The organism is Lihuaxuella thermophila (assembly GCF_900110165.1).
In the GTDB taxonomy this organism is placed as follows: domain Bacteria; phylum Bacillota; class Bacilli; order Thermoactinomycetales; family Thermoactinomycetaceae; genus Lihuaxuella; species Lihuaxuella thermophila.
The window spans coordinates 152,589-172,814 of record NZ_FOCQ01000005.1; the positions used below are offsets into that span (position 1 = coordinate 152,589).

23 protein-coding genes and 1 tRNA gene are annotated in these 20,226 nt (G+C 49.9%); 20 read left to right on the top strand and 4 right to left on the bottom strand.

The features are described from left to right. Nucleotides 1-10 precede the first annotated feature (10 nt). The 4 genes from BMW55_RS07170 to thiI all read left to right on the top strand — a co-directional run bounded on the left by BMW55_RS07170 (nucleotide 11) and on the right by thiI (nucleotide 5,696). Complete coding sequence (locus BMW55_RS07170) at nucleotides 11-1,996, top strand: glycoside hydrolase family 15 protein (protein ID WP_089966783.1); 1,986 nt, start codon at nucleotides 11-13, stop codon at nucleotides 1,994-1,996. Between the two features lie 217 nt (nucleotides 1,997-2,213). Then, nucleotides 2,214-3,239, top strand: coding sequence for a LacI family DNA-binding transcriptional regulator (locus BMW55_RS07175; protein WP_089966785.1), 1,026 nt, complete (start codon nucleotides 2,214-2,216; stop codon nucleotides 3,237-3,239). 100 nt (nucleotides 3,240-3,339) lie between these two features. Then, nucleotides 3,340-4,503, top strand: coding sequence for a cysteine desulfurase family protein (locus tag BMW55_RS07180; protein ID WP_170839793.1), 1,164 nt, complete (start codon nucleotides 3,340-3,342; stop codon nucleotides 4,501-4,503). Continuing rightward, nucleotides 4,500-5,696 carry a tRNA uracil 4-sulfurtransferase ThiI gene (gene thiI / locus BMW55_RS07185; protein ID WP_089966788.1) on the top strand — a complete coding sequence of 399 codons (1,197 nt, stop codon included), beginning with the start codon at nucleotides 4,500-4,502 and terminating at the stop codon, nucleotides 5,694-5,696. The genes BMW55_RS07180 and thiI overlap by 4 nt, the downstream gene beginning before the upstream one ends. A gap of 71 nt (nucleotides 5,697-5,767) precedes the next feature. Here the strand turns inward: thiI and BMW55_RS07190 are convergent, their stop codons facing one another. Then, the gene (locus BMW55_RS07190) at nucleotides 5,768-6,049 is read right to left on the bottom strand and encodes a 4a-hydroxytetrahydrobiopterin dehydratase (protein ID WP_089966789.1); all 282 of its coding nucleotides are present in this window, start codon (nucleotides 6,047-6,049) and stop codon (nucleotides 5,768-5,770) included. Nucleotides 6,050-6,156: 107 nt separating this feature from the next. Here BMW55_RS07190 and BMW55_RS07195 point away from each other — a divergent pair, with 107 nt between their 5' ends. Beyond that, entirely contained in the window at nucleotides 6,157-6,837 is a 681-nt protein-coding gene (locus BMW55_RS07195) for a TerC family protein (protein ID WP_089966791.1), read from the top strand. 101 nt (nucleotides 6,838-6,938) lie between these two features. Here the strand turns inward: BMW55_RS07195 and BMW55_RS07200 are convergent. Further along, nucleotides 6,939-7,013, bottom strand: a tRNA-Gln gene (locus tag BMW55_RS07200). 192 nt (nucleotides 7,014-7,205) lie between these two features. Between BMW55_RS07200 and BMW55_RS07205 the strand changes: the two genes are divergently transcribed. The 14 genes from BMW55_RS07205 (at nucleotide 7,206) to BMW55_RS07260 (ending at nucleotide 16,185) form a co-directional block, all read left to right on the top strand. Further along, nucleotides 7,206-8,336: a GspE/PulE family protein gene (locus BMW55_RS07205; RefSeq protein WP_170839794.1), complete on the top strand. Its 1,131-nt coding sequence runs from the start codon at nucleotides 7,206-7,208 to the stop codon at nucleotides 8,334-8,336. Beyond that, nucleotides 8,314-9,333 carry a type II secretion system F family protein gene (locus BMW55_RS07210; RefSeq protein WP_170839795.1) on the top strand — a complete coding sequence of 340 codons (1,020 nt, stop codon included), beginning with the start codon at nucleotides 8,314-8,316 and terminating at the stop codon, nucleotides 9,331-9,333. The genes BMW55_RS07205 and BMW55_RS07210 overlap by 23 nt, the downstream gene beginning before the upstream one ends. 20 nt (nucleotides 9,334-9,353) lie before the next feature. Further along, nucleotides 9,354-9,695, top strand: a complete 342-nt coding sequence (locus BMW55_RS07215) for a competence type IV pilus major pilin ComGC (RefSeq protein ID WP_170839796.1) — start codon at nucleotides 9,354-9,356, stop codon at nucleotides 9,693-9,695. Next, nucleotides 9,692-10,135 carry a GspH/FimT family pseudopilin gene (locus BMW55_RS07220; RefSeq protein WP_089966798.1) on the top strand — a complete coding sequence of 148 codons (444 nt, stop codon included), beginning with the start codon at nucleotides 9,692-9,694 and terminating at the stop codon, nucleotides 10,133-10,135. Before BMW55_RS07215 ends, BMW55_RS07220 begins: the two co-directional genes overlap by 4 nt. Further along, a complete protein-coding gene (locus BMW55_RS18975; protein ID WP_139179459.1) occupies nucleotides 10,132-10,509 on the top strand; it encodes a hypothetical protein in 378 nt (125 codons plus the stop codon). The genes BMW55_RS07220 and BMW55_RS18975 overlap by 4 nt, the downstream gene beginning before the upstream one ends. Continuing rightward, nucleotides 10,440-10,976 carry a hypothetical protein gene (locus BMW55_RS07225; RefSeq protein WP_089966799.1) on the top strand — a complete coding sequence of 179 codons (537 nt, stop codon included), beginning with the start codon at nucleotides 10,440-10,442 and terminating at the stop codon, nucleotides 10,974-10,976. The genes BMW55_RS18975 and BMW55_RS07225 overlap by 70 nt, the downstream gene beginning before the upstream one ends. Then, nucleotides 10,963-11,340: a hypothetical protein gene (locus tag BMW55_RS07230; RefSeq protein WP_089966800.1), complete on the top strand. Its 378-nt coding sequence runs from the start codon at nucleotides 10,963-10,965 to the stop codon at nucleotides 11,338-11,340. Before BMW55_RS07225 ends, BMW55_RS07230 begins: the two co-directional genes overlap by 14 nt. Nucleotides 11,341-11,370: 30 nt before the next feature. Continuing rightward, nucleotides 11,371-11,901, top strand: a complete 531-nt coding sequence (locus BMW55_RS07235; RefSeq protein WP_244527472.1) for a shikimate kinase — start codon at nucleotides 11,371-11,373, stop codon at nucleotides 11,899-11,901. A 34-nt stretch (nucleotides 11,902-11,935) separates the two neighbouring features. Beyond that, nucleotides 11,936-12,136, top strand: coding sequence for a YqzE family protein (locus BMW55_RS07240; protein ID WP_089966802.1), 201 nt, complete (start codon nucleotides 11,936-11,938; stop codon nucleotides 12,134-12,136). Next, a complete protein-coding gene (locus BMW55_RS19290; protein ID WP_170839797.1) occupies nucleotides 12,126-12,281 on the top strand; it encodes a hypothetical protein in 156 nt (51 codons plus the stop codon). Before BMW55_RS07240 ends, BMW55_RS19290 begins: the two co-directional genes overlap by 11 nt. 162 nt (nucleotides 12,282-12,443) lie before the next feature. Further along, the gene (gene ispG / locus BMW55_RS07245) at nucleotides 12,444-13,529 is read left to right on the top strand and encodes a flavodoxin-dependent (E)-4-hydroxy-3-methylbut-2-enyl-diphosphate synthase (RefSeq protein WP_089966804.1); all 1,086 of its coding nucleotides are present in this window, start codon (nucleotides 12,444-12,446) and stop codon (nucleotides 13,527-13,529) included. Nucleotides 13,530-13,646: 117 nt separating this feature from the next. After that, on the top strand, nucleotides 13,647-13,865 hold the full coding sequence (locus tag BMW55_RS07250) for a DUF378 domain-containing protein (RefSeq protein WP_089966806.1): 219 nt from the start codon (nucleotides 13,647-13,649) through the stop codon (nucleotides 13,863-13,865). Between the two features lie 314 nt (nucleotides 13,866-14,179). Further along, nucleotides 14,180-14,890, top strand: coding sequence for a gamma-glutamyl-gamma-aminobutyrate hydrolase family protein (locus tag BMW55_RS07255; RefSeq protein WP_342027741.1), 711 nt, complete (start codon nucleotides 14,180-14,182; stop codon nucleotides 14,888-14,890). Nucleotides 14,891-15,228: 338 nt separating this feature from the next. Continuing rightward, nucleotides 15,229-16,185 carry a Rossmann-fold NAD(P)-binding domain-containing protein gene (locus tag BMW55_RS07260; RefSeq protein WP_089966812.1) on the top strand — a complete coding sequence of 319 codons (957 nt, stop codon included), beginning with the start codon at nucleotides 15,229-15,231 and terminating at the stop codon, nucleotides 16,183-16,185. Nucleotides 16,186-16,241: 56 nt separating this feature from the next. Here the strand turns inward: BMW55_RS07260 and BMW55_RS07265 are convergent, their stop codons facing one another. Then, a complete protein-coding gene (locus tag BMW55_RS07265) occupies nucleotides 16,242-17,255 on the bottom strand; it encodes a cytochrome d ubiquinol oxidase subunit II (protein WP_089966814.1) in 1,014 nt (337 codons plus the stop codon). 19 nt (nucleotides 17,256-17,274) lie between these two features. Next, nucleotides 17,275-18,603, bottom strand: coding sequence for a cytochrome ubiquinol oxidase subunit I (locus BMW55_RS07270; protein WP_170839798.1), 1,329 nt, complete (start codon nucleotides 18,601-18,603; stop codon nucleotides 17,275-17,277). Between the two features lie 431 nt (nucleotides 18,604-19,034). Between BMW55_RS07270 and BMW55_RS07275 the strand changes: the two genes are divergently transcribed. After that, complete coding sequence (locus BMW55_RS07275; protein WP_244527473.1) at nucleotides 19,035-20,048, top strand: VanW family protein; 1,014 nt, start codon at nucleotides 19,035-19,037, stop codon at nucleotides 20,046-20,048. Nucleotides 20,049-20,226: the final 178 nt, after the last annotated feature.

The window sequence follows — 20,226 nt, forward strand, 5'->3', positions numbered from 1 at the left end:
AGGGACACGGATGAACAAGAAACCATACCTGATCGATGGTGTGATCGGAAACTCGAAGATGCTTGCGACATTGGACCGGTGCGGGCAGCTGCATCGCCTGTGGTGGCCCCGCATCGATTTTCCGCAGCATGTTGAAGAAACGTATGCGGGAATCTGGGTGGACGGAAAAACGGAGTCCGCCTCCTGGTTCCATCAGCAACCGTGGCAACACCAACAAAACTATCTCGGAGACACACCCATTTTGCGGACAACCGCTTTTGCTGAGGATTTGCGGTTGGAAGTGGTCTGTGAAGATGAAATGGTGCCGGACACGGATGTCATGATGCGCCACTACACGATCACCAACCGCGGAGATCAGGAACATTCCCTTATTTTTCTTTATTTTTCGTCGTGTCAAATAGGTGAATCCCCCCGATACAACACGACGATGTTTGATATGAAACGGGATGCGCTTGTTCATTATCGCGGTGAATATGCGATATCCATCGGGGCTTCTCTTCCCGTATCGGGTTATCAGGCGGGCCATGCGCGGCAAAACATCACTCAAAACCGGCTGAACGGAAATCCGATTGCCATGAATGGAGAAGGCGGGCTCTCCTGGAAACTGGGCCTCCTCCGTCCGGGAGAATCCAAGGAGCTGACTTTATTTATCGTTGCCGGCGAAGGACCGGATCAAGCTTTGAGCGCACTCAATCACGCTCGTAACAAGGGTCACGCAGCCTTAAGAAAAATCACTCAGGATCACTGGAAGAACTACCTGGCTATGGCCAGACCGGTTCAAACCGGAGTGGAAGCGATCGATCGTTGTTACCGTCGTTCATTAATCGTATTTAAGCTGATGACCGATGAAACCCACGGCAGCATGATCGCCGCTCCCGAGTTCGACGAAGAGTTCAGCCGCTGTGGCGGTTACGCCTACTGTTGGGGCAGGGACGCTGCCTATATTATTGCTGCCGTGGACCGGGCCGGCTATACGCGGATGGGCCGCCAATTTTACCGCTGGGCGTTGAAGGCACAAAGCAGGGATGGTTCCTGGCAACAGCGTCATTACCTCGACGGAAGGTTGGCTCCGCAATGGGGCTTGCAAATTGATGAGACCGGTTCCATCCTGTGGGGGATGTGGCAACATTACCGGCTGACCCAAGATCCTTCGTTCCTTGATGAAGTTTGGGAAGCGGTCCAAAAGGCGGCGGACTTTCTCATTCATTTTATCGACCCGGAAACGGGTTTACCTCTTCCCAGCCGTGACTTGTGGGAAGAAAGAGACGGCGAGCATACGTACTCCGCCGCTGCCGTGTTTGGCGGGCTCATCGGCGCTTCAAAAATAGCCGAAGCGCGCGGCTGTGAAGAGCTGGCCAGATTGTGGGCAGGAGAAGCGGAGAAGATGCGCGCTGCTGTTTCTGAAAAGTTGTGGAACGAAGAACGTCAAACATTTTATCGCGGTCTCAAACTGGCGGTCACTCCGGAGCGGATGGCTGAAGCAGCGGGCGCGGGAAAAAAGGTACAAATCGAGGTGAATGAAAAAGGGTACGAAACCTGCAGACTCTGGGAAGATCCCGTCATCGATGCCAGTCTGCTGGGGCTTCACATCCCCTTCGGACTTTTTCCGGCTGATGATGAACGAATGATCCGTACAGCGGATGCGATCGAAAAGTGTTTGACCAGCCATCCGGCAGGAGGAATCAAACGATATGAGGATGATGCCTATATCGGAGGGAACCCATGGATTCTCACCACATTGTGGCTGGCGATGTACCGGATCAGACAAGGAAAGATCAGGGAAGGAATGAAACTTCTTCATTGGGCTGTCGATCACCGCACGCAGCTGGATTTGTTGCCCGAGCAGATCGACCGCCGTACAGGGAAGCCTGCCTGGGTGGTCCCCCTTACCTGGTCCCATGCCATGTTTGTCCTCACCGTATTGGAATTGATGGATGCAGGCGCGTTTGGTGGAAAACCCGATGAAGGTCATGATGTTGGGTGCAACCCCGGCTGAAGCGAAAGAATGGGGTTCCTTGAGCGGCAAGCGCGGAAGCCGTTTTTGATCCGCCGTCCCCAGCGGCCGATGTGGCCGATCATGCTTTTTCAACGGGGACCGGACACGCACCATCGCCCCGGCGGGTAGAAAAGAACCGGATGAGAGATTGGGGAAAATAGTGTAAAATCAAGAGTGAATACAATTGCTCCAAGGGATGTTATAAGGAGTTTTTTATATGGCAACCATCAAAGATGTGGCAAAATTAGCGGCTGTGTCTCCGTCCACCGTTTCACGCGTGATCGCAGGAAGCAACCGAATCAGTTTAGAGACCAAGATGCGCGTGCATCGGGCCATGGAGCAACTCAATTATGTTCCCAATGCGATTGCCAGAAGCTTGGCACGGAGCCATACACGAACCATTGGCTTCACCCTCGCGCGTCAGGCGGATCAAGCTTTTTCCAATCCTTTTTTTCCTGAAGTGATGCGCGGCATGTCCAGCGTGGCCCAAACAAAGGATTACAATATTCTCCTGTCGATCAGCCGGACGGCGGAAGAGGAAAAGGCGAAATGTTTGCAGCTGATCCGTGAACGACGGGTCGATGGCTTGATCGTTTCCACTTCGCGCGCCAAGGATCCGCTCATCGACGCTTTGATTAAGGAAGACGTGCCCTTTGTGCTTATTGGGCGGAGCATGGAAAAGCCGGTGTTGTCTGTCAATAATGATAATGTCCAGGCGGCCAGGCTGGCCACCTCGCATCTGATACAACAGGGTTATCATAAAATCGCATTTATTAGCGGAGATACCAATCTGGTTGTCAGTTTGGACCGGATCGACGGCTATAAACAGGCACTGATCGAGCATAACCTTCCACTGGCGGCAGAACGAATCGTAGAAGCGGATTTCTCCATCGAAGGAGGGTTTCAGGCTCTGAACCGGTTGAAGCAGTCGGGGGTGGAATTTGATGCCGTCATGGCGGCAGACGATTTGTTTGCCTTGGGCGCGCTGAAGTTTGCCGAGCATTACGGGCTCAAGGTACCGGAAGAGCTGGGGATTGTCGGCTTCAACGATTCACCGCTGATGTCTTTTATCGATCCGCCCCTGACCAGTGTCAAAATTCTCGCTTACGAGTTGGGGACGGAAGCGATGGAGCTTTTGTTAAATGTGCTGGATGATCCCGAAAAAGCGCGCACCAAGAAAGAGATTGTCATCGCTTCCGAGTTGATCATACGCAAGTCGAGTCAGAGGTGTGAAGAGGAATAAAAGACGCATGAAACAGATGAGGCACCTGATCCACGATGTCAGGTGTTTTGTTTTATGTTAGAATGGTGAAGTTATTGAAGAGGAGAAAGGAGGGATCCGATTGATCTACTTGGATAACAGTGCCACGACACCGATGCATCCGGAAGTAATCGACGTAATGACGGATGTGATGAAAAAAATCTTCGGCAATCCATCCTCTTTGCACGGATTGGGGGCGAAGGCCGAACGTCTGGTTGAACAGGCCAGGCAGGTAACCGCGCGGATGCTCGGATGTACACCGCAGGAAATTTTTTTTACGTCAGGGGGAACGGAAGCAAATAACCTGGCGATTAAAGGAACCCTTGACCGCATTCACGGACGGGGTAAACATATCATCACGACAAAAGTGGAACACCCTTCCGTGTATGAAGTGTATGAGCAATTAAAGAAGAGAGGGTGGCGGGTTACTTATCTTTCCGTAGACTCCCTGGGAAGGGTCAACCCGGATGAAGTCGAAAAAGCGGTAGACGATGAGACTGTCCTTGTGTCGGTCATGCATGTGAATAATGAAGTAGGCACGATTCAACCCATCGGGGAGATCGGGAAACGTCTCGCCAAATATCCCAAAGTACTGTTCCATGTGGATGCGGTGCAATCATTTGCCAAGCTTCCGCTCTTGCCGGCCAGGGCTCATATTGACCTGCTTTCCATATCCGCACATAAAATTCATGGACCGAAGGGAATCGGTGCCCTCTATGTTCGCAAAAACTTGAGCCTGGAACCGCTGCTGGTCGGGGGCGGACAAGAAAAGGGGCTTCGCTCGGGTACCGAATATGTGCCGGGAATTGCCGGACTGGCCAAAGCGATTGTGCTGGCGGAACAGAAACGGACAGAGTTTTTGAGAAACAGTCAGAGGTGGAAAAAAGCGTTTTTAGAGAGGCTTGATGGGAAACTCTCACCCATGATCGTCAACGGTGATATCAGTCCTGAAGGATGTGCCCCTTACATTCTCAGCCTGTCGTTTCCCGGCATAAAGTCGGAGGTCCTCGTCCATGCATTGGAAGAGGAAGGGATCTATGTATCGAGCAAATCGGCCTGCTCATCCAAGGCGGAGATTCCCAGCCGCGTGTTGAAAGCGATGGGACGGACCGACGAAGAGGCGATCGGTTCGATTCGCATCAGCATGGGCTTTCAAACGACCGCCGAGGAAATGGAAAGATGCGCAGATGTGTTACTTCGTGTCATTCCCCGATTACAAAAGGTAATGAAGGTGCATAAAGGATGAAAAGCAATCTCATTTTGCTCCGTTATGGAGAACTGGCTCTCAAAGGAAAAAATAAATCCGAATTTGAAGACCGGTTGGTGCAGAATATCCGGCAAAAATTGAGCGGCTTTCCCGGTGTCGCCGTTTCCAAAGCGCATGGCCGGATCTTTGTCGAGTTGAACGACCAGGAAATGGACCCCATCATCCGGGAACTGTCCGAAGTATTCGGCTTGGTCGGCTTCAGCCCTGCCATCCGCATCCGTTCTGAGCTCGGGGAAATCCAGAAGGCTGCCCTCGAACTGGTGGAACAGAGCTCAGGGATCCGTACCTTTAAGGTGATCAGCAAACGGGCGGACAAAAAATTCCCCATCGGATCACAAGAACTGAACCATCGTGTCGGCGGATATATTTTGTCCCGCTGCCCGAAGGTGAAAGTGGACGTTCACCATCCAGATCTCTCTGTTCATGTAGAGGTGCGGGGAACATATTCTTACGTCTATGGGAACGACATTCCGGGACCGGGAGGTTTGCCGGTGGGATCAAGCGGGAGAGTGATGCTCCTCTTATCCGGCGGGATTGACAGCCCGGTGGCCGGGTATATGGCTTTAAAACGGGGAGTGGAGCTACAGGCGATTCATTTTCACAGCTATCCGTTTACCAGTGAACGGGCGAAGCAGAAAGTGATTGACCTGGCTCAGATCCTCACCCGTTTTGGGGGGCGCATCCGTCTCTATGTGGTGCCGTTTACCGAAATTCAGACAGAGATCAATAAGCATTGTTACGAATCGTATTCCATTACCGTGATGCGCCGAATGATGTTCCGCATTTCGGAGGAGCTGGCAAAGCGAAATCAGGCCCTCGCGCTGGTGACGGGAGAGAGCCTGGGGCAAGTGGCAAGCCAGACGCTGGAAAGCATGAATGCCATTAATGAGGTGGTTCGCATTCCGGTCCTGCGCCCCCTGATCGGGATGGATAAACACGAAATCATGACCGTCGCCAAAAAAATCGGCACTTATGAAACGTCGATTCTGCCGTATGAAGATTGCTGCACCGTCTTTTTGCCCAAGGCGCCGAAGACGAAACCCGACAGGGAAGTGGCTGCCAAACAGGAAGCAAGACTGGAGCTGGAGCGACTCATTCAGGAAGCGGTGGAGGGAACGGAGGTTATCGATCTCGAGCCGGGCCAAAAAGAAGACGAATTCTCCTATTTTTAGAAGGGGCAGGCGCGTGAAGCCCCTTGTCCCCTCCGATTTTGGCTGTAACTGTCATGGCCCAAATGGTTTGGTCATAAAATATGTATGGATTCTATTTGTCTTGCCAGCGTAAAATCTTTTTGAGTGATTCCGCCTGAGTCATGGGTGGTTAAAGAAACAGTTACCGCACAGTAACCGATGGTAAGATCGGGATGATGGTTTAACGTTTCCGCTGCTTCGGCCACTTGTTGGACAAACCGGATCCCGTCCATGTAGGCAGAAAAACGGAATGTTTTGGTAATGGTATCTTTTTCTCGCCGCCAGCCGGGCAATTGGCGTAATTGCTCCGCGATTTCTTGATCTGTCAATTTCATTCTTGATCGCTCCTCTGCTTAAATTGGAGAAATGATCCACTCAAATCCTACTTATATGATAAACTATTGGAGATAGTTTTAGTGTATGAGGGAAAAGGGGACTTGGCATGGATACACAGTTTTGGATCGGCTTTTTTAACATCATCATCTTGGATATCATTCTCAGTGGCGACAATGCCGTGGTCATTGGCATGGCGGCACGCAATCTGCCCGAGCATCAGCGCAAAAAAGCCATCCTGTTCGGTGCCGGAGCGGCTGTTCTTCTGAGGGCTTCTTTAACAGCGATCGCCACCTACCTGCTGAAGGTTCCTCTCTTGATGACCGTCGGCGGACTCCTTCTGTTGTGGATTGCCGTCAAGCTGCTGTTGGAAGAAGGCGAAGACGCGCATGTGTCGGGTGGTGACAACTTGCGAAGTGCGATCAAGACGATTATCGTTGCCGATGTGGTCATGAGTCTGGACAATGTTCTGGCGGTTGCCGGAGCGGCGCACGGAAATATTTTTCTCGTTCTGTTCGGACTGGCACTCAGCATTCCGATCATCATGTGGGGAAGCAAGTTGATCGCCAGCCTGTTAAATAAACTTCCCTGGCTCGTTTACGTCGGTTCGGCGATTCTCGGTTATACAGCCGGGCAGTTGATCGTCGAAGACCCGTTGATCGAAAAATATCTGCTCCGCGGACTCCATCCCTTGCCTGAGGTGATTCCGGTCATCTTGGCCATCATAGTGGTGATCGCCGGATTGACGCTGCGGAGGGTTATGACCAATCAAAAAACGGTTTTGAAGTGAAGCGGCCTCGCTCAAGAGGCCGTTTTTTTTTTCGTTTTCGTGAGAATTGCTTTTCAAAAAGAAAATCCCTCCGGTTGCCGAGGGATTTCAGAAGTTGTATTTGGCTGGGGAGGTAGGGATCGAACCTACGCATCACGGAGTCAAAGTCCGTTGCCTTACCGCTTGGCTACTCCCCATCAGGTTCAGTTTTATTATGTGAGAAGATGAAAAAAGTATGCATCGGACAATTATTTTTTTGGCTAACGAAAAATAAGCAGCGCAAAATTTAAAAAAATTATTTAAATTTGTCGAAAGTTAGAAGGTTTTAACGAAATATCGTAGAATTTGTCTACTCATCCATGTTTGGAAATTTTGTCTTAAAAAGGGAGGTGAAAGGAAAATTGGATGTTGCCGACTACATTTCCCGTTTGTTTGAAAGAGCATGGAAGGAGAGGGCCAGCGACATCCATCTCGAACCACAAGCGGAAGGGCTCCGCATTCGGTTGAGAGTGGACGGATTTTTAACGGAAGCAGACCGTGTTCCGTCCGAATACGCCGCAGCGGTCATTTCCCGGATCAAGGTGATGAGCCATCTGGATATCGGAGAGAGGCGAATTCCGCAAGACGGGGCACTCCGTATTTCAGAAGGAGGGATGTCCCTGGATGTGCGTGTTTCCACATTGCCCACCGTGTTTGGAGAAAAGATGGTGCTGCGCCTGTTAAAAAATCACTTCGAAATGGTTTCCCTCGATCAGTTGGGAATGGGAGAGGAGGAGAGGGAAAGGCTTGCAGGGCTCTTATGCGGGACCGGTGGTTTGCTGGTCGTGACCGGTCCGACAGGGGCGGGGAAAACGACAACCATGTATGCCATGCTGCAATATTTGAACCGGACTGAGACCAATATCGTATCTTTGGAAGATCCGGTCGAATTGCAAATTCCCGGAATCACCCAGGTCCAAATCCAGCCGAGAGCAGGACTCACTTTTGCTCAGGCACTCAGGGCCGTTCTCAGACAGGATCCCAATGTGATCATGGTCGGCGAAGTCAGGGACAGAGAGACTGCAGAAATTGCCATTGGGGCCGCGCTGACAGGACATCTTGTCTTAACCACTCTGCATACGGTGGATGGAGCCACCGCGGTTACCCGTTTGTTGGACATGCATATCGAACCTTACCGGGTGGCAGCCGCGCTGACAGGGGTGGTGGCACAGCGATTGATACGCCTCGTTTGCAAAGAATGCGCCGGAAGCAAATGTCCCGACTGCCAACAGACCGGCTATCGCGGCCGGACTGGTGCATTTGAGGTCATCAGGATGGACGAGGAGGTGCAGCGGCTCGTGGTGCAAAGAGCTGCGCCCGCGGAACTGCGCCGGCATTTCCGTGAACGGGGAATGCGCTCATTAAAGGAAGTGATCCGGAAAAAGGTGGAGAAAGGGGAGACAACCTTTCAGGAATATGTTCGAGTGGCTGACGATCAGAGCGAACAAAGGATGGACCTTGGACAAACGTGTTCTGTTTAGCGAGCAATTATCCAATCTGTTGGACAGCGGAATTCCGTTGATCGAATGTCTGGAACTTCTGTCCGATCAAAAAGTGATTCCAAAAGAGGCCGGCCAACGGCTGATGCTCGCATTAGAGCAGGGTTCCAGTTTTTCCGAGGCACTTGAGCGGGAAAAATTTCCGGGCTTGTTTGTCTCTTTTATACGGGCTGCGGAAGAGCATGGAAACTATGCATTTGGTCTGAAGCAATGTTCCGCCTATGATACCGCACAAGCGAAATGGATGCGCGAACTGGGACAGGCTTGTACATATCCTTTTATGGTGCTCTTGCTGGTCGGGGCGGCGCTGGTGTTTATGATTACAGCCGTTTTGCCTCGTTTTGCAGAGCTTTACCAGGCCATGGGCATTCAGCTGCCTTGGATGACGAAAATACTGCTGACAGGAACTGATGTTTTGCGCTTTTTACTGCTCACTTCCGGAGCGGGTGTGTGTATCGTTCTCATCCTGACGGGAATCGCTCGCAACCTGAAAAAAGAAACAAGATTGCGGTTCAGTTCCTTGCTCTTTCGGCTTCCGCTGGTCCGGACTCTGTACCGTTACCGTTTGACTCACTATCTGTCCGTTCAACTGGGCTCACTGCTCCGCGCGGGGGTTCCGATCCTCGCGGCTCTGGAACTAATGGAAACGCTAGCCCCATGGGAGGAGCTCAGGATTCGAATCAAACGCATGAAACAACAGTTGATGCAGGGAGCTTCCTTGCATCAGTCGATTGCCATCTGTTCCCCCGACCTGTTTCTCCCCTCGTTGAACCGCATGGTGGCGATCGGAGAGAAGTCAGGCCGGTTGGATGAAGCATTGCTCAGCCTGGCCCGCATGACAGAACATCTGATCAAGAATAAACTGGATAAGTTCATCAGGAGTTTGGAACCTGTTTTGATCTTTGTCATCGGATGTTTTATTGCCGTTACCGTGATTGCCATGTTCTTGCCCATGTTGGAGCTGGTGCGGGCGATCTAACTTGGAAAGGAGATTGGATCATGAACCGGAAACACCGGATATGCGATGAACGGGGCTTCACCCTGATTGAAATGTTGGTGGTGCTGTTTATTATTGGACTTATTATCGCCATCGCCCTGCCCAATTTAAAGGCAGCGGGGGAAAAAGCAAAAGTGAAGGCGGATGAGGCAAATCGAAAACTGATCAGCGCCCAGGCTGACAATTTCTACCTGGAATACGGAGAATATCCCGCCAGTGTCGAGGAGCTGGTCAAAGCAGGCTACTTGCGCTCGGTTCCTTCATGTCCGGGCGGACAAGGAAAATATGTGATTAACCGCTCACCCAAAGTGTCAAGCGAGAAACGGGTTGTTTGCAAGAAATGAACACCGGGCGTTCGGAAGAAGGATGGACCCTGGTCGAACTGATCCTTTCCCTGTTCGTATTGGGACTCCTTTTGACGGTCTCTGTGCCTGCTTTTACGCAGATCGGGGAAAGGGCGGAGCGGGAGATGTTTCTTGATTTTTTCTCATCAGACCTGCAATTGGCGCAGACTGAAGCGATGAGCCGGGAACGGGAAGTGAGCGTGGAAATCCTAACGGACGAGCGCCTGATCACGGTGAGGCAGGGACCACTCCTGCTCAGAAAAGTGAAGATTCCACGGCGGTACCAACTGAAGAGCAATTATCCCGCAAACCGTATTGTTTTTCGTGAAACCGGCCAAGTCAGAGGGGGGAAGGTGGAGTTGTACCTGAGAGGACGACTGGCAGGAACGGTCCATATTCAAGTCGCGTCGGGGCGGCCCAAAGTGGTGACCGAACCGTGAAATCAGGCGAACATGGATACACACTTGCAGAGACCGTCACCGGTTTGTTGGTGTTGGGGTTGGTTTTATCCTTTGCCGTTCCAACTTTTTTAGAACTCAAGGCAAAAGAGCTTGAACAATTGTCAAAGGTGGAAGCGATGTCCCTGTTACAGGAAAGAGCGGAAAAGATGAGCGTCCGTCTGCCTTTTTCCGGCCAGGGGAAAGAAAAAAGGAAGAGCCGCCTGCTTCCGAGACAGTCTTATCAACTTGTGTGGAGAGGCTCGTTTCCTAAACCCGATCTATACCAGATTGAGGTGGAGGTACAATGGAGGGACCAATCCGGAAAACAAAGAAGGATGAGTGTCAAAACCCACCGTTTCCGTCCGCTCCGGTAAATGAGCAAGGTTTTACATATATCGAACTGGTTCTTTCCTTTTTTGTTCTGGTACTTTTATTGCCCGCTCTATTTTTCGCCGTTCATACCCTGGAAAAAGAATTGAAAAAAATGATGGGACAAGAGCGGTTGCAGATGGAATATCTGGCTTTTCACGCATGGGTGCAAGACGAACTCAGACAGGGCAGTCGTTTTCGCCTGCAAGGCGGCGCGATGCTGTTTGACCTGCCAACCGGTGAAACCGTGAGATATGAAGTGAAGAAAAGGCAAGTAATCCGCAGTGTGAAAGCCAAAGGGGAGACGACATTTAAAGGAATGACCATTATTCTTCGCCATGTATACTTTATTGCTTTTGTTCCCGGTAAGAAGGAAGTGGTCATCGATGTCGGGCTGCAAAACTGGCATGCCAGCCTTGATTTCAGCGTCACGGTCGCCGAAAGGACGGAGGTGGACGATGGGGCAAGATGAGCGTGGCATCGCATTGCCGATGGTGATGGCCGTTTCAGTCATTTTGTTTATCTTGATCACCCTGTTCGTTTCGCAAACCGTACGCGGGATGCATACAGGGCGGCTGTATGGGGAGCGGATGCGCGTCCAATATGCCGCAGAGAGCGGAATCGCATGGATGCAGCACAAGTTGCGGTACCAGCCGGATCACCGGGATACCGGGCTGGTCCGGGTGGATGATGTAAAGGTTCATGCCCGGGTGCTGGGGAAAGACAGCTCCGAAATTTATATCGAATCAACAGCTTATGGCCGTTTCGGGGTGAAACAAACCATCCGCGTCTGGCTGGATCCGGAGACACTGGCAGTCACCCGCTGGGTCCGGTAAGATAGGAATAAAAAACCGGGAGCTATGTGGATGAAAGAAAAAAGACATCTGATCATTATCGGGTTTATGGGAACAGGAAAAACAACGGTAGGCAGAGAACTGGCCAACCGGATGAATTTGCCGTGGGTGGATACGGACCGGTATTTGGAAGAGCGATGGGGATTTGCCATTTCCGAATACTTTCGTAAATTTGGGGAGCCGGCCTTTCGCGAACAGGAGACAGAAATCCTGAAAGAGATTCTTCAGGGACCGCCCTCCCTGATCACAACCGGCGGGGGGATCGTGCTCAGGCCGGAAAACCGGATGATGATGCAACGACAGGGCTGGGTCGTGCATTTGTACGCCCATCCCGACGAAATTATCCGGCGTGTATCCGGGGATGGGAATCAAGAACGTCCCTTGATTCAGGGAGATGTCCGGGAAAAAGTGTGGCGGCTCTTTCGGGAGAGGGAAGGAAAATACGATTTTGCCGATTTAAAGCTGGATACCACTTCCTGTACGGTAAATCAGGCAGTCGAACAAATTCTGGCCTTTTGGCACAAAAACACGTTTAATTCATGATTCTCCCGGTCAAGCTACTACTGAGGTGGAAATCATGACGTTTAAAGATTGGATCAGTTATTTGATCAAACGAATGATTTGGTATATGGAGACACCCCGGACCGAAAGAAAAGCGATCAAAGCATCTACCCGGGAGCCATGGTCGGTTCGCTGGTTTGGCATGATTCCTTTTTCCATGAAAATGTATGTTGATAAACAACGGTCAAGATTAAGGGGGGGTACCAGTGAAAAATAATCGTCCACAAAACTTCCAACTGTTGGATCTGAAGGACCGGCAGGATGTGATCGCCAGGATTACCAAGGCGGAACAAGAATTGAACCAGATGATTGACGGGGAAGTGGCGCTGATCGCATACGTCAACCGGGAACAAAACAAATAAAATAAGTTTGTGTAAAGGAGCTTTCATGGCTCCTTTTTTGTTGGAGATCTGTGGTATACTTTCTTATTGAAGTGTTCAAATCGTGTACTTATTGAAATTATCGACAAAACGTGTATGATTAGATCGGAATGATTACAGGTATATTAAAGGAGCGAATCCTTCATGTATCATCGTACGCAGACCAGACCGGTAAAAGTGGGAAATATACAGATTGGGGGAAACGACCAGGTGGTCATTCAAAGTATGACGACCACCAAAACCCATGATGTAAAGGCAACCGTTGCCGAGATTAACCGGCTGGCCGAAGCGGGTTGCCAGATTGTCCGCGTCGCCTGCCCGGATATGCGTGCCGCCGAAGCCATCAAAGAGATCAAAAAGGAAGTGACTGTACCCCTTGTTGCCGACATTCACTTCGATTACAAGCTGGCGTTAAAAGCGATCGAAGGGGGGATTGACAAAATTCGCATCAATCCCGGCAACATCGGCCGACGCGAAAAAGTGGAAGCGGTTGTCAAAGCGGCCAAGGAACGGGGTATTCCGATTCGCATCGGTGTTAACGCCGGCTCTTTGGAAAAACGGATTCTGGAAAAGTATGGATATCCGACCGCTGAGGGCATGGTGGAAAGCGCCCTTTATCACATTGGAATTCTGGAAGATTTAGATTTTCACGATATTGTGGTTTCATTGAAAGCCTCTGATGTGCGACTGGCGATTGAGGCCTATAAAAAAGCAGCCGAAACCTTTAATTATCCCTTACACCTGGGAATTACCGAATCGGGAACTCTGTTTTCAGGAACGGTGAAAAGCGCCGCCGGGTTGGGAGCCCTCCTCTCCCTGGGAATCGGTTCAACCATCCGTATCAGCTTAAGTGCAGACCCGGTGGAAGAAGTAAAAGTGGCCAGGGAGCTCCTGAAAGCATTTGGACTTGCCGCCAATGCAGCCACTCTGATCTCCTGCCCGACATGTGGCCGCATTGAAATCGATCTGATCAGCATCGCCAACGAAATCGAAGAGTACATTTCCAAGATTCAGGCCCCGATTAAAGTCTCTGTACTCGGTTGTGCCGTGAACGGTCCGGGCGAAGCCAAAGAAGCCGATATCGGGATTGCCGGTGCGCGCGGTGAAGGGTTGCTGTTCAGACACGGCAAAATCGTGCGCAAAATCCCGGAAAAGGATATGGTTGCCGAACTCAAGAAAGAAATCGACAAACTGGTCGAGGAGTACAAAAAAGAGGCGGCAAAGGCATAACAGCAACAGCAGCGGAGAAAACAGCAACTCCATGCCGGGTTGCTGTTTTTTTGTTCAGGATAAATTTCCTTTTTTTTCACATACTAAGACTGACTTACGACAAAGGAGGTACATGAAATGGCCAGATTAGCCTTGACACTGGTAATCCTAGGCGCATTAAACTGGTTGTTGATCGGTATTTTTCAATGGGATTTTGTAGCCGCTATTTTTGGCGGGGATGTAATGAGAGAATCTTCCGGGTTGAGCCGGGTGATCTACGCCATTATTGGCATTGCGGGAATATATGCCATTACATTCTTGTTTAGCGACCGCGCTGTTGCCAGAAATGGCGATTGAACATTCCGATGAAGCATAATCAAACTCCAGGCTTGCACAGGTCTGGAGTTTTTTCTTCCCACTGACTGAAAAAACGTCAACGGGGGAGCATTCATAAACTGGTGAGAGGGGATGAATCATCGGAAATTGCAATGGGGGGTCCATTCACCGGAGCGCTGTTTTTGCCATGTTTGGATTGAGAGTAGTACAATGTTACTTAAGACTCATACAGATGAAGAAGCTGTTTCTGTAATTCAGCAGGCTTTTTCCGAATCGTTTTCTGAACAGTGCGTTTTGTTTATACATGGCTGCGAAACAGGAGAGTGGAGAATTTGATGCCTAAAGTCGGAATCACGATGTCAACCGAACAGAAAAAATTATTTGTAAACAGAGACTATTCTGATGCCATCATCCAGGCAGGAGGAATTCCTTTTTTGCTTCCGTATACGGAAGATCCGGCCATCATTGGTGAAATGGCCGCGGGATGTGACGGTCTCTTACTGTCGGGCGGGGGAGATATCGATCCCGCCTTTTTTGGGGAAGAGCCTGTTCCCGGATTGGGGGACATCGTTCCGGAACGGGATCAGATGGAAATTTTGCTGATTCGTGAATTTATGAAACAGAAAAAACCGATATTGGGCATCTGCCGCGGATGCCAGATTTTGAATGTTGCGCTGGGAGGAGATATGTATCAGGATTTGACCAGCCAAAAAACACCCCTTTTACAACATTCTCAAAAGGCTCCCAGAAATCACGCGTCCCATACGATTGAAATTAAGGAGGGTTCTCTTCTCAAAAGCATTGTCGGGAAAAGCTCGGCCAGGGTAAACAGCTATCATCATCAGGCCGTGCGGGTGATGGCTTCTTCACTCACCGCCTCCGCCTGGGCCCGTGACGGCGTGATCGAAGCGATTGAGGGCAAGAACGATCCTTTTGTTTTGGGAGTTCAGTGGCATCCGGAAAGCATGATGCTTTCGCATGCGGATGCTCAGAAACTTTTTCGTGCCTTTGTGGAGGCGTGCGGCCAACGGCAGTCTTCCGGATGATGGCCTCATGATGAGAGTTTCGGGCAAGTTCGTTCGCTTGCCCGTTTTTCTTTATCACCCATTTGTTGGCGGTTTGTCTGGACAGCTTACAGACCTTAAGAAGTTGATGTGAAGGAACGATGATGCAGGACATGCTGGTCATACCCGGTGGATTTGCATAAATATTAATTTGCGTTAATTAAAATAATGCTTCTCATGATACGCGATTCGATGATTATGAACAAAAAGTTCTTTATATAAAGGTTTGGGGCAAATCGGTTGCAGGGGTTGATTCTTGGACGCGTATGTAATAAAATACAGTAAAATGAATAATTATAAAAAGGGTGTGTAACGGGAAGATGCACATATTATCTTTACAAGATTTGAGCGGCGAACAAATTCAGGAGATCGTCAAAAAAGCGGTTGAAATAAAGAAGAACCCGGAAAATTATCACCATGCTTTGTTTAGGAAAGGTTTATTGATGCTGTTTCAAAAAACATCCACACGCACGATGCTCTCCTTTCATTCGGGAATGGAACAGATGGGCGGTTACGCGGTCCTGATGGACTGGGAAAAAAGCAATTTTACCATCTCGCCCATACAATATGAAGCGAGATATATTTCCACCAACTGCGATGTGGTCATGGCACGGTTGAAAAAACACAGCGACCTTCAGCAATTGGCCAAATATTCCAAAGTTCCTGTGATCAACGGCTGTTGCGAAAAATACCATCCGACTCAGGCGCTGGCTGACCTGATGACCGTCTATGAGATCAAGGGAACATTCCAGGGCGTGACCCTAACCTATGTGGGGGTACACAACAACATCGCCAATTCCCTGGTACAGGCCAGTTTGAAGGTAGGTCTGAAACTGAATCTGGTCACCCCCCTGATCAACGAAAGTTCTTGGGATGAAATGCTGATGAACGAGGCGGAGCAATCCGGTTTGGTCGTAAGAACGGACGATCTGAAACAAGCGGTCAGCGAATCGGATTTTGTCTATACCGATACTTGGATCGACATGGAATTTTTCAATGATCCTTCCTACGCAGAAGAGCGGGAGTTCCGCATCGACACGATGTCCAAGTATCAGCTGAACCGTCAGAATCTGTATGGCTACTCCCCTTATATCATGCATGACATGCCGATCCATCCCGGCTTTGAAATCGCTGAGGAATTGATCGAAGCTCCGGAATCGGTCATCTATATGCAGGCCGAGAACCGCATGCACGCGGAAAAAGCGTTGTTGCTATATTTGCTAAAGCCCGAAGCTTATCAAGAAGATCAATTTCAGCAACTGGAGTTAAAAGTTTAAATGACGAAAAAAACACTCTTTCCCTTCGAGGGGTAAAAGAGTGTTTTTTTCGTTCGTTACTTTTCCCCGCGCACATATTTGGCGTTAAACAGGAAGAGCCATAACAATAGAGCGAGGGAGGGGATCAGCAGGAACAAACCGGCAATAAACGCAATCACCAGCGCCCAGCCCATCGTCGAATGGGTCAGCGCGCTTTGGAACGTGACATACGGGTAGAGCAAGTAGGGCATATGCGAGATTCCGTAACCAAAGAAGGCATAGGCAAATTGAAACATGACAAACACAAAGGAGAGCCCTAAATTTTCTTTTTTCCACATCAGATAGACCGCGACACAGAAGCAGAGAAAGGAGGCTCCAAACATCCAGCCGATGGAAACGGCTGATGCAAAATGCTCGGGATTATGTTTCGAAAGTCCCCAGAAGACCAGCAGACTGGCCAGAATGGTAGGGCCGCTCCAAAAGAGGGCATAGGTTCGAAGCTGTTCCATGGCGGGGAAGTCTTTCGCCTTATATGCGTAATAGGTTAAAAAGCTGGCGCTGATGTAGAGAACGCTGACAATGGCCAGAAAGACAACACTCCAGGAATAAGGGCTGGTAAACAGCCGATCCGCGTGAAAGACAACCCCGTTTTTTGTCTCCTCAATAAATCCGCCCTCGGAGATCGTGAGGACGGTAGAGAGAGAGGCGGGAATAAACAGACCGGTCGCCCCGTACAGAAACATATACAAACGGCTTTTGCGGGCCCCATAGTTGGCAAAAGCATAAAAGGATCCGCGGATGGTGAGCAGGATCAGCGAGATTCCGCCGGGAATGAGCAGCGCGGTCCCGTAGTAATAGGCGGTATCCGGGAAAAAACCGACCAGCCCGACGATAAAGAAGATGAGAAAGACGTTGGTCACTTCCCACACAGGGGATAAATAACGATCGATGATCTTATTGATAATATGGTCTTTTCCGGTCAGCATGCTGTAATAAGAAAAGAAACCGGCACCAAAGTCGATCGAGGCGACAATCAGGTATCCGTACAGAAAGATCCACAAGACGGTGATGCCGATCATTTCCAACTGCATGGTTTTGTCCCCTCCTTGTCTAAGCGGAGATCCGCTCAGCCATCTCTTTTTCCGGGCTGTTCTTCCTGAACAAGCGGATGAGCACGCTGACAGCGACAACGGCAAGTGCCGCATAAAGCAGGCTGAACATGAGGGTCATCACATCTACATTATCTGCTGTGGTTGCCGCTTGGTCCACCCGCATGAGCCCGACGATGATCCAGGGCTGTCGTCCCACTTCGGCATACATCCAGCCCAGTTCGATGGCGATAAAAGCGAGCGGGGCAGCGAGAACGATCCCACGCAGGACCCAGGGATTCCATTCGCCCCCTTTTCGACGCAGCCATAAAAACAGATACAGACCGGAAATAAAAATCAGATAAAACCCGATCGCCACCATCCCGTCAAACAGGTAATGAACATATAGGGGCGGCCATTCTTCCCGCGGGATGTCGTTCAGGCCGATCACCTGATCGGAGGGGCTTCCTCCGGCAAGAATGCTTAACGCATAGGGGATTTTAATCGCATATTTCACTTCAAGTGTTTCTTCGTCCAAGATCCCCCCGAAAATGAGCGGTGCTTCCTTCATCGTTTCAAAATGCCACTCCGCGGCGGCTAACTTTGCAGGTTGATACTTTGCCAGGAACTTGCCGGATAAATCTCCGGCGACAAAAGTGAGCACGGCCAGGACAAAGCTGGCGGCCATTGTTAAACGAAGAGCCTTTTTAAAGTATATATGTGTCCGACCCCGCAGGATATAAAAGGCGGCAATGGCAGCCAGCAAAAATCCGCAGGTCACGTAAGAGGAGGCAAGGACATGGGCTACCTTGGAGGGTGTGGCCGGATTAAGCATGGCGGCAATCGGATCGATATGGGTAACCCGTCCGGCCTCATCGATGGAAAATCCGGCGGGAGTGTTCATAAACGAGTTGACTGTCGTAATGAAGACGGCTGACATCGTTGATCCAATAATGATCGGAATCGACGTTAACCAGTGCCAAACGGGATTTTTAAAACGATCCCAGGTATAAAGGTAAATGCCGAGAAAAATCGCTTCAAAGAAAAAAGCGAATGTTTCCAAAAAGAGCGGCAAACTGATCACATTGCCGACCAGCTGCATGAATTTGGGCCATAGTAGGGAAAGCATCAGCCCGATACAAGTTCCGGTAACGACTCCGACCGCAACGGTAATGACGAATCCCCGGGTCCAGCGCCTTGCCATCAAGATGTAATGGGGGTCTTTCTTATATATGCCCCAGCCTTCGGCGATGCTGATAAAAACGGGGACGCCGACGCCAATCGTCGCCCAGATGATGTGAAAAGCCAACGTTTCTGCCGTTAAAATCCGGCTCCAAATGACAGAATCCATGGGTTCCATCCTTTCGTTCTGCAATCTTTACTTTTATCATACATACCCCCTGAAAGCTTGTACACTATTTCACGTACTTTGACACTGTTTTTCAACAAATTATTACTCTTTTCGCTCATAGATTGTTAAAAATTGAACAAATATATCCGATCACCTTATTCTACATCACATCGATGGAATCCTGTATTCTCATCCCGGACATCGATTTGAGTCAATCTTTTAACAGGCTGGTTGAACAATGAGATCCATCTAAGTTCCACATGCGGAGAAGGAAAAGGAGTTGTTCTTGTGTACATACCGTATGATTCCAACGAGAGTGTCCGATGGATGGTAAACAATATCAGACAGAAAACAAAACAGCAGGCTGTATGTAAAAGAGACATACCTTTCCTTCTTTTGATGCAAACTAGCTTCAAGAAGGGGAGATCTTGATGTTTACATGGAAAAAGTGGATCCATCTCTTTATGATTACCTCTCTGTTTACTGTCGGGCCGGTCGCTGACTCTTTCGCCGACCAGGCCGCTGACGAGCGGATAGAATCCTCCTATTCACCCCTGTTTATCGTTCAATTCGCTGGCCGGGAATGGACTCTTAATTTAAATGATGTAGGATTTGACGGAATTGATCCGACTACTTTGGACCGGCAGGCTTTTATGAACTGGTTTCACCTTGTGGTGGAAAAAGAGGTGAACCGTCCTCCCCGTTCTGCTTATTTCAAGGGGCGAAAAATCGTTCCCCATCAGCTGGGCAGAACCATCGACAGGGAGCAGGTAACCGAGTGGCTGGATCAGATTCACGATTATATCAACCGGCCCGTGCCGCTGCCGGTGATCTGGACACAACCCGCCTTAAGCACAAACCAAGTCAAACGGTTAAAGGAAAAAAAGCTGGGTTCTTATACCACCTATTTCAACCCCAACAATCGAAACAGGTCTCACAATATCGAATTGTCAACGCAGGCGATTGACCATTTCATCCTTATGCCCGGAGAAATTTTTTCTTTTAACCGGGTGGTGGGAGAGCGCTCAATCAAAAAAGGATACAGACCTGCAAGGATTATCGTGAAGGGAGAATACAGCGAAGGAGTGGGAGGAGGGGTCTGTCAAACCTCTTCTACCCTGTTCAACAGCGTAGATGCCGCAGGGCTGCGGATTATCCAGCGGGTCAGCCACAGCAAACAAGTCACATATGTTCCGGAACACCGGGATGCGACGGTTTCCTGGGGCGGACCAGATTTTAAGTTTCAAAACCAGTTAAATGAGCCGATCCTCATTGTCGCTACAATCAAAAAAGGAATGCTCAAAATATCCGTTTACGGACCGAGAAAGATCCATTATCACCCCAGATTTGTTCCCCCCTCTCCAAAGTTCAGCCAGGTCAGTCATCCGGTCGAAATGGAGCAATCCATGAATGTCAGGGAAAAGGGCCCCTTGTTCCACAGGTGAATGAAGGGGCTCTTTTCCTGTGAACGGATGGACTTGAAGGAGCGGATGCGTTCGTTTTACGGTGGAGCGACTCGGCCACTGCGCTCATGCGGAGACGGAACACAAAACAGGAGCGGACTTTCACCCTGAATTTGGAAGAGGAGGCCGAGGCCGGAGTCTTTAGTGGCATGACAGACAT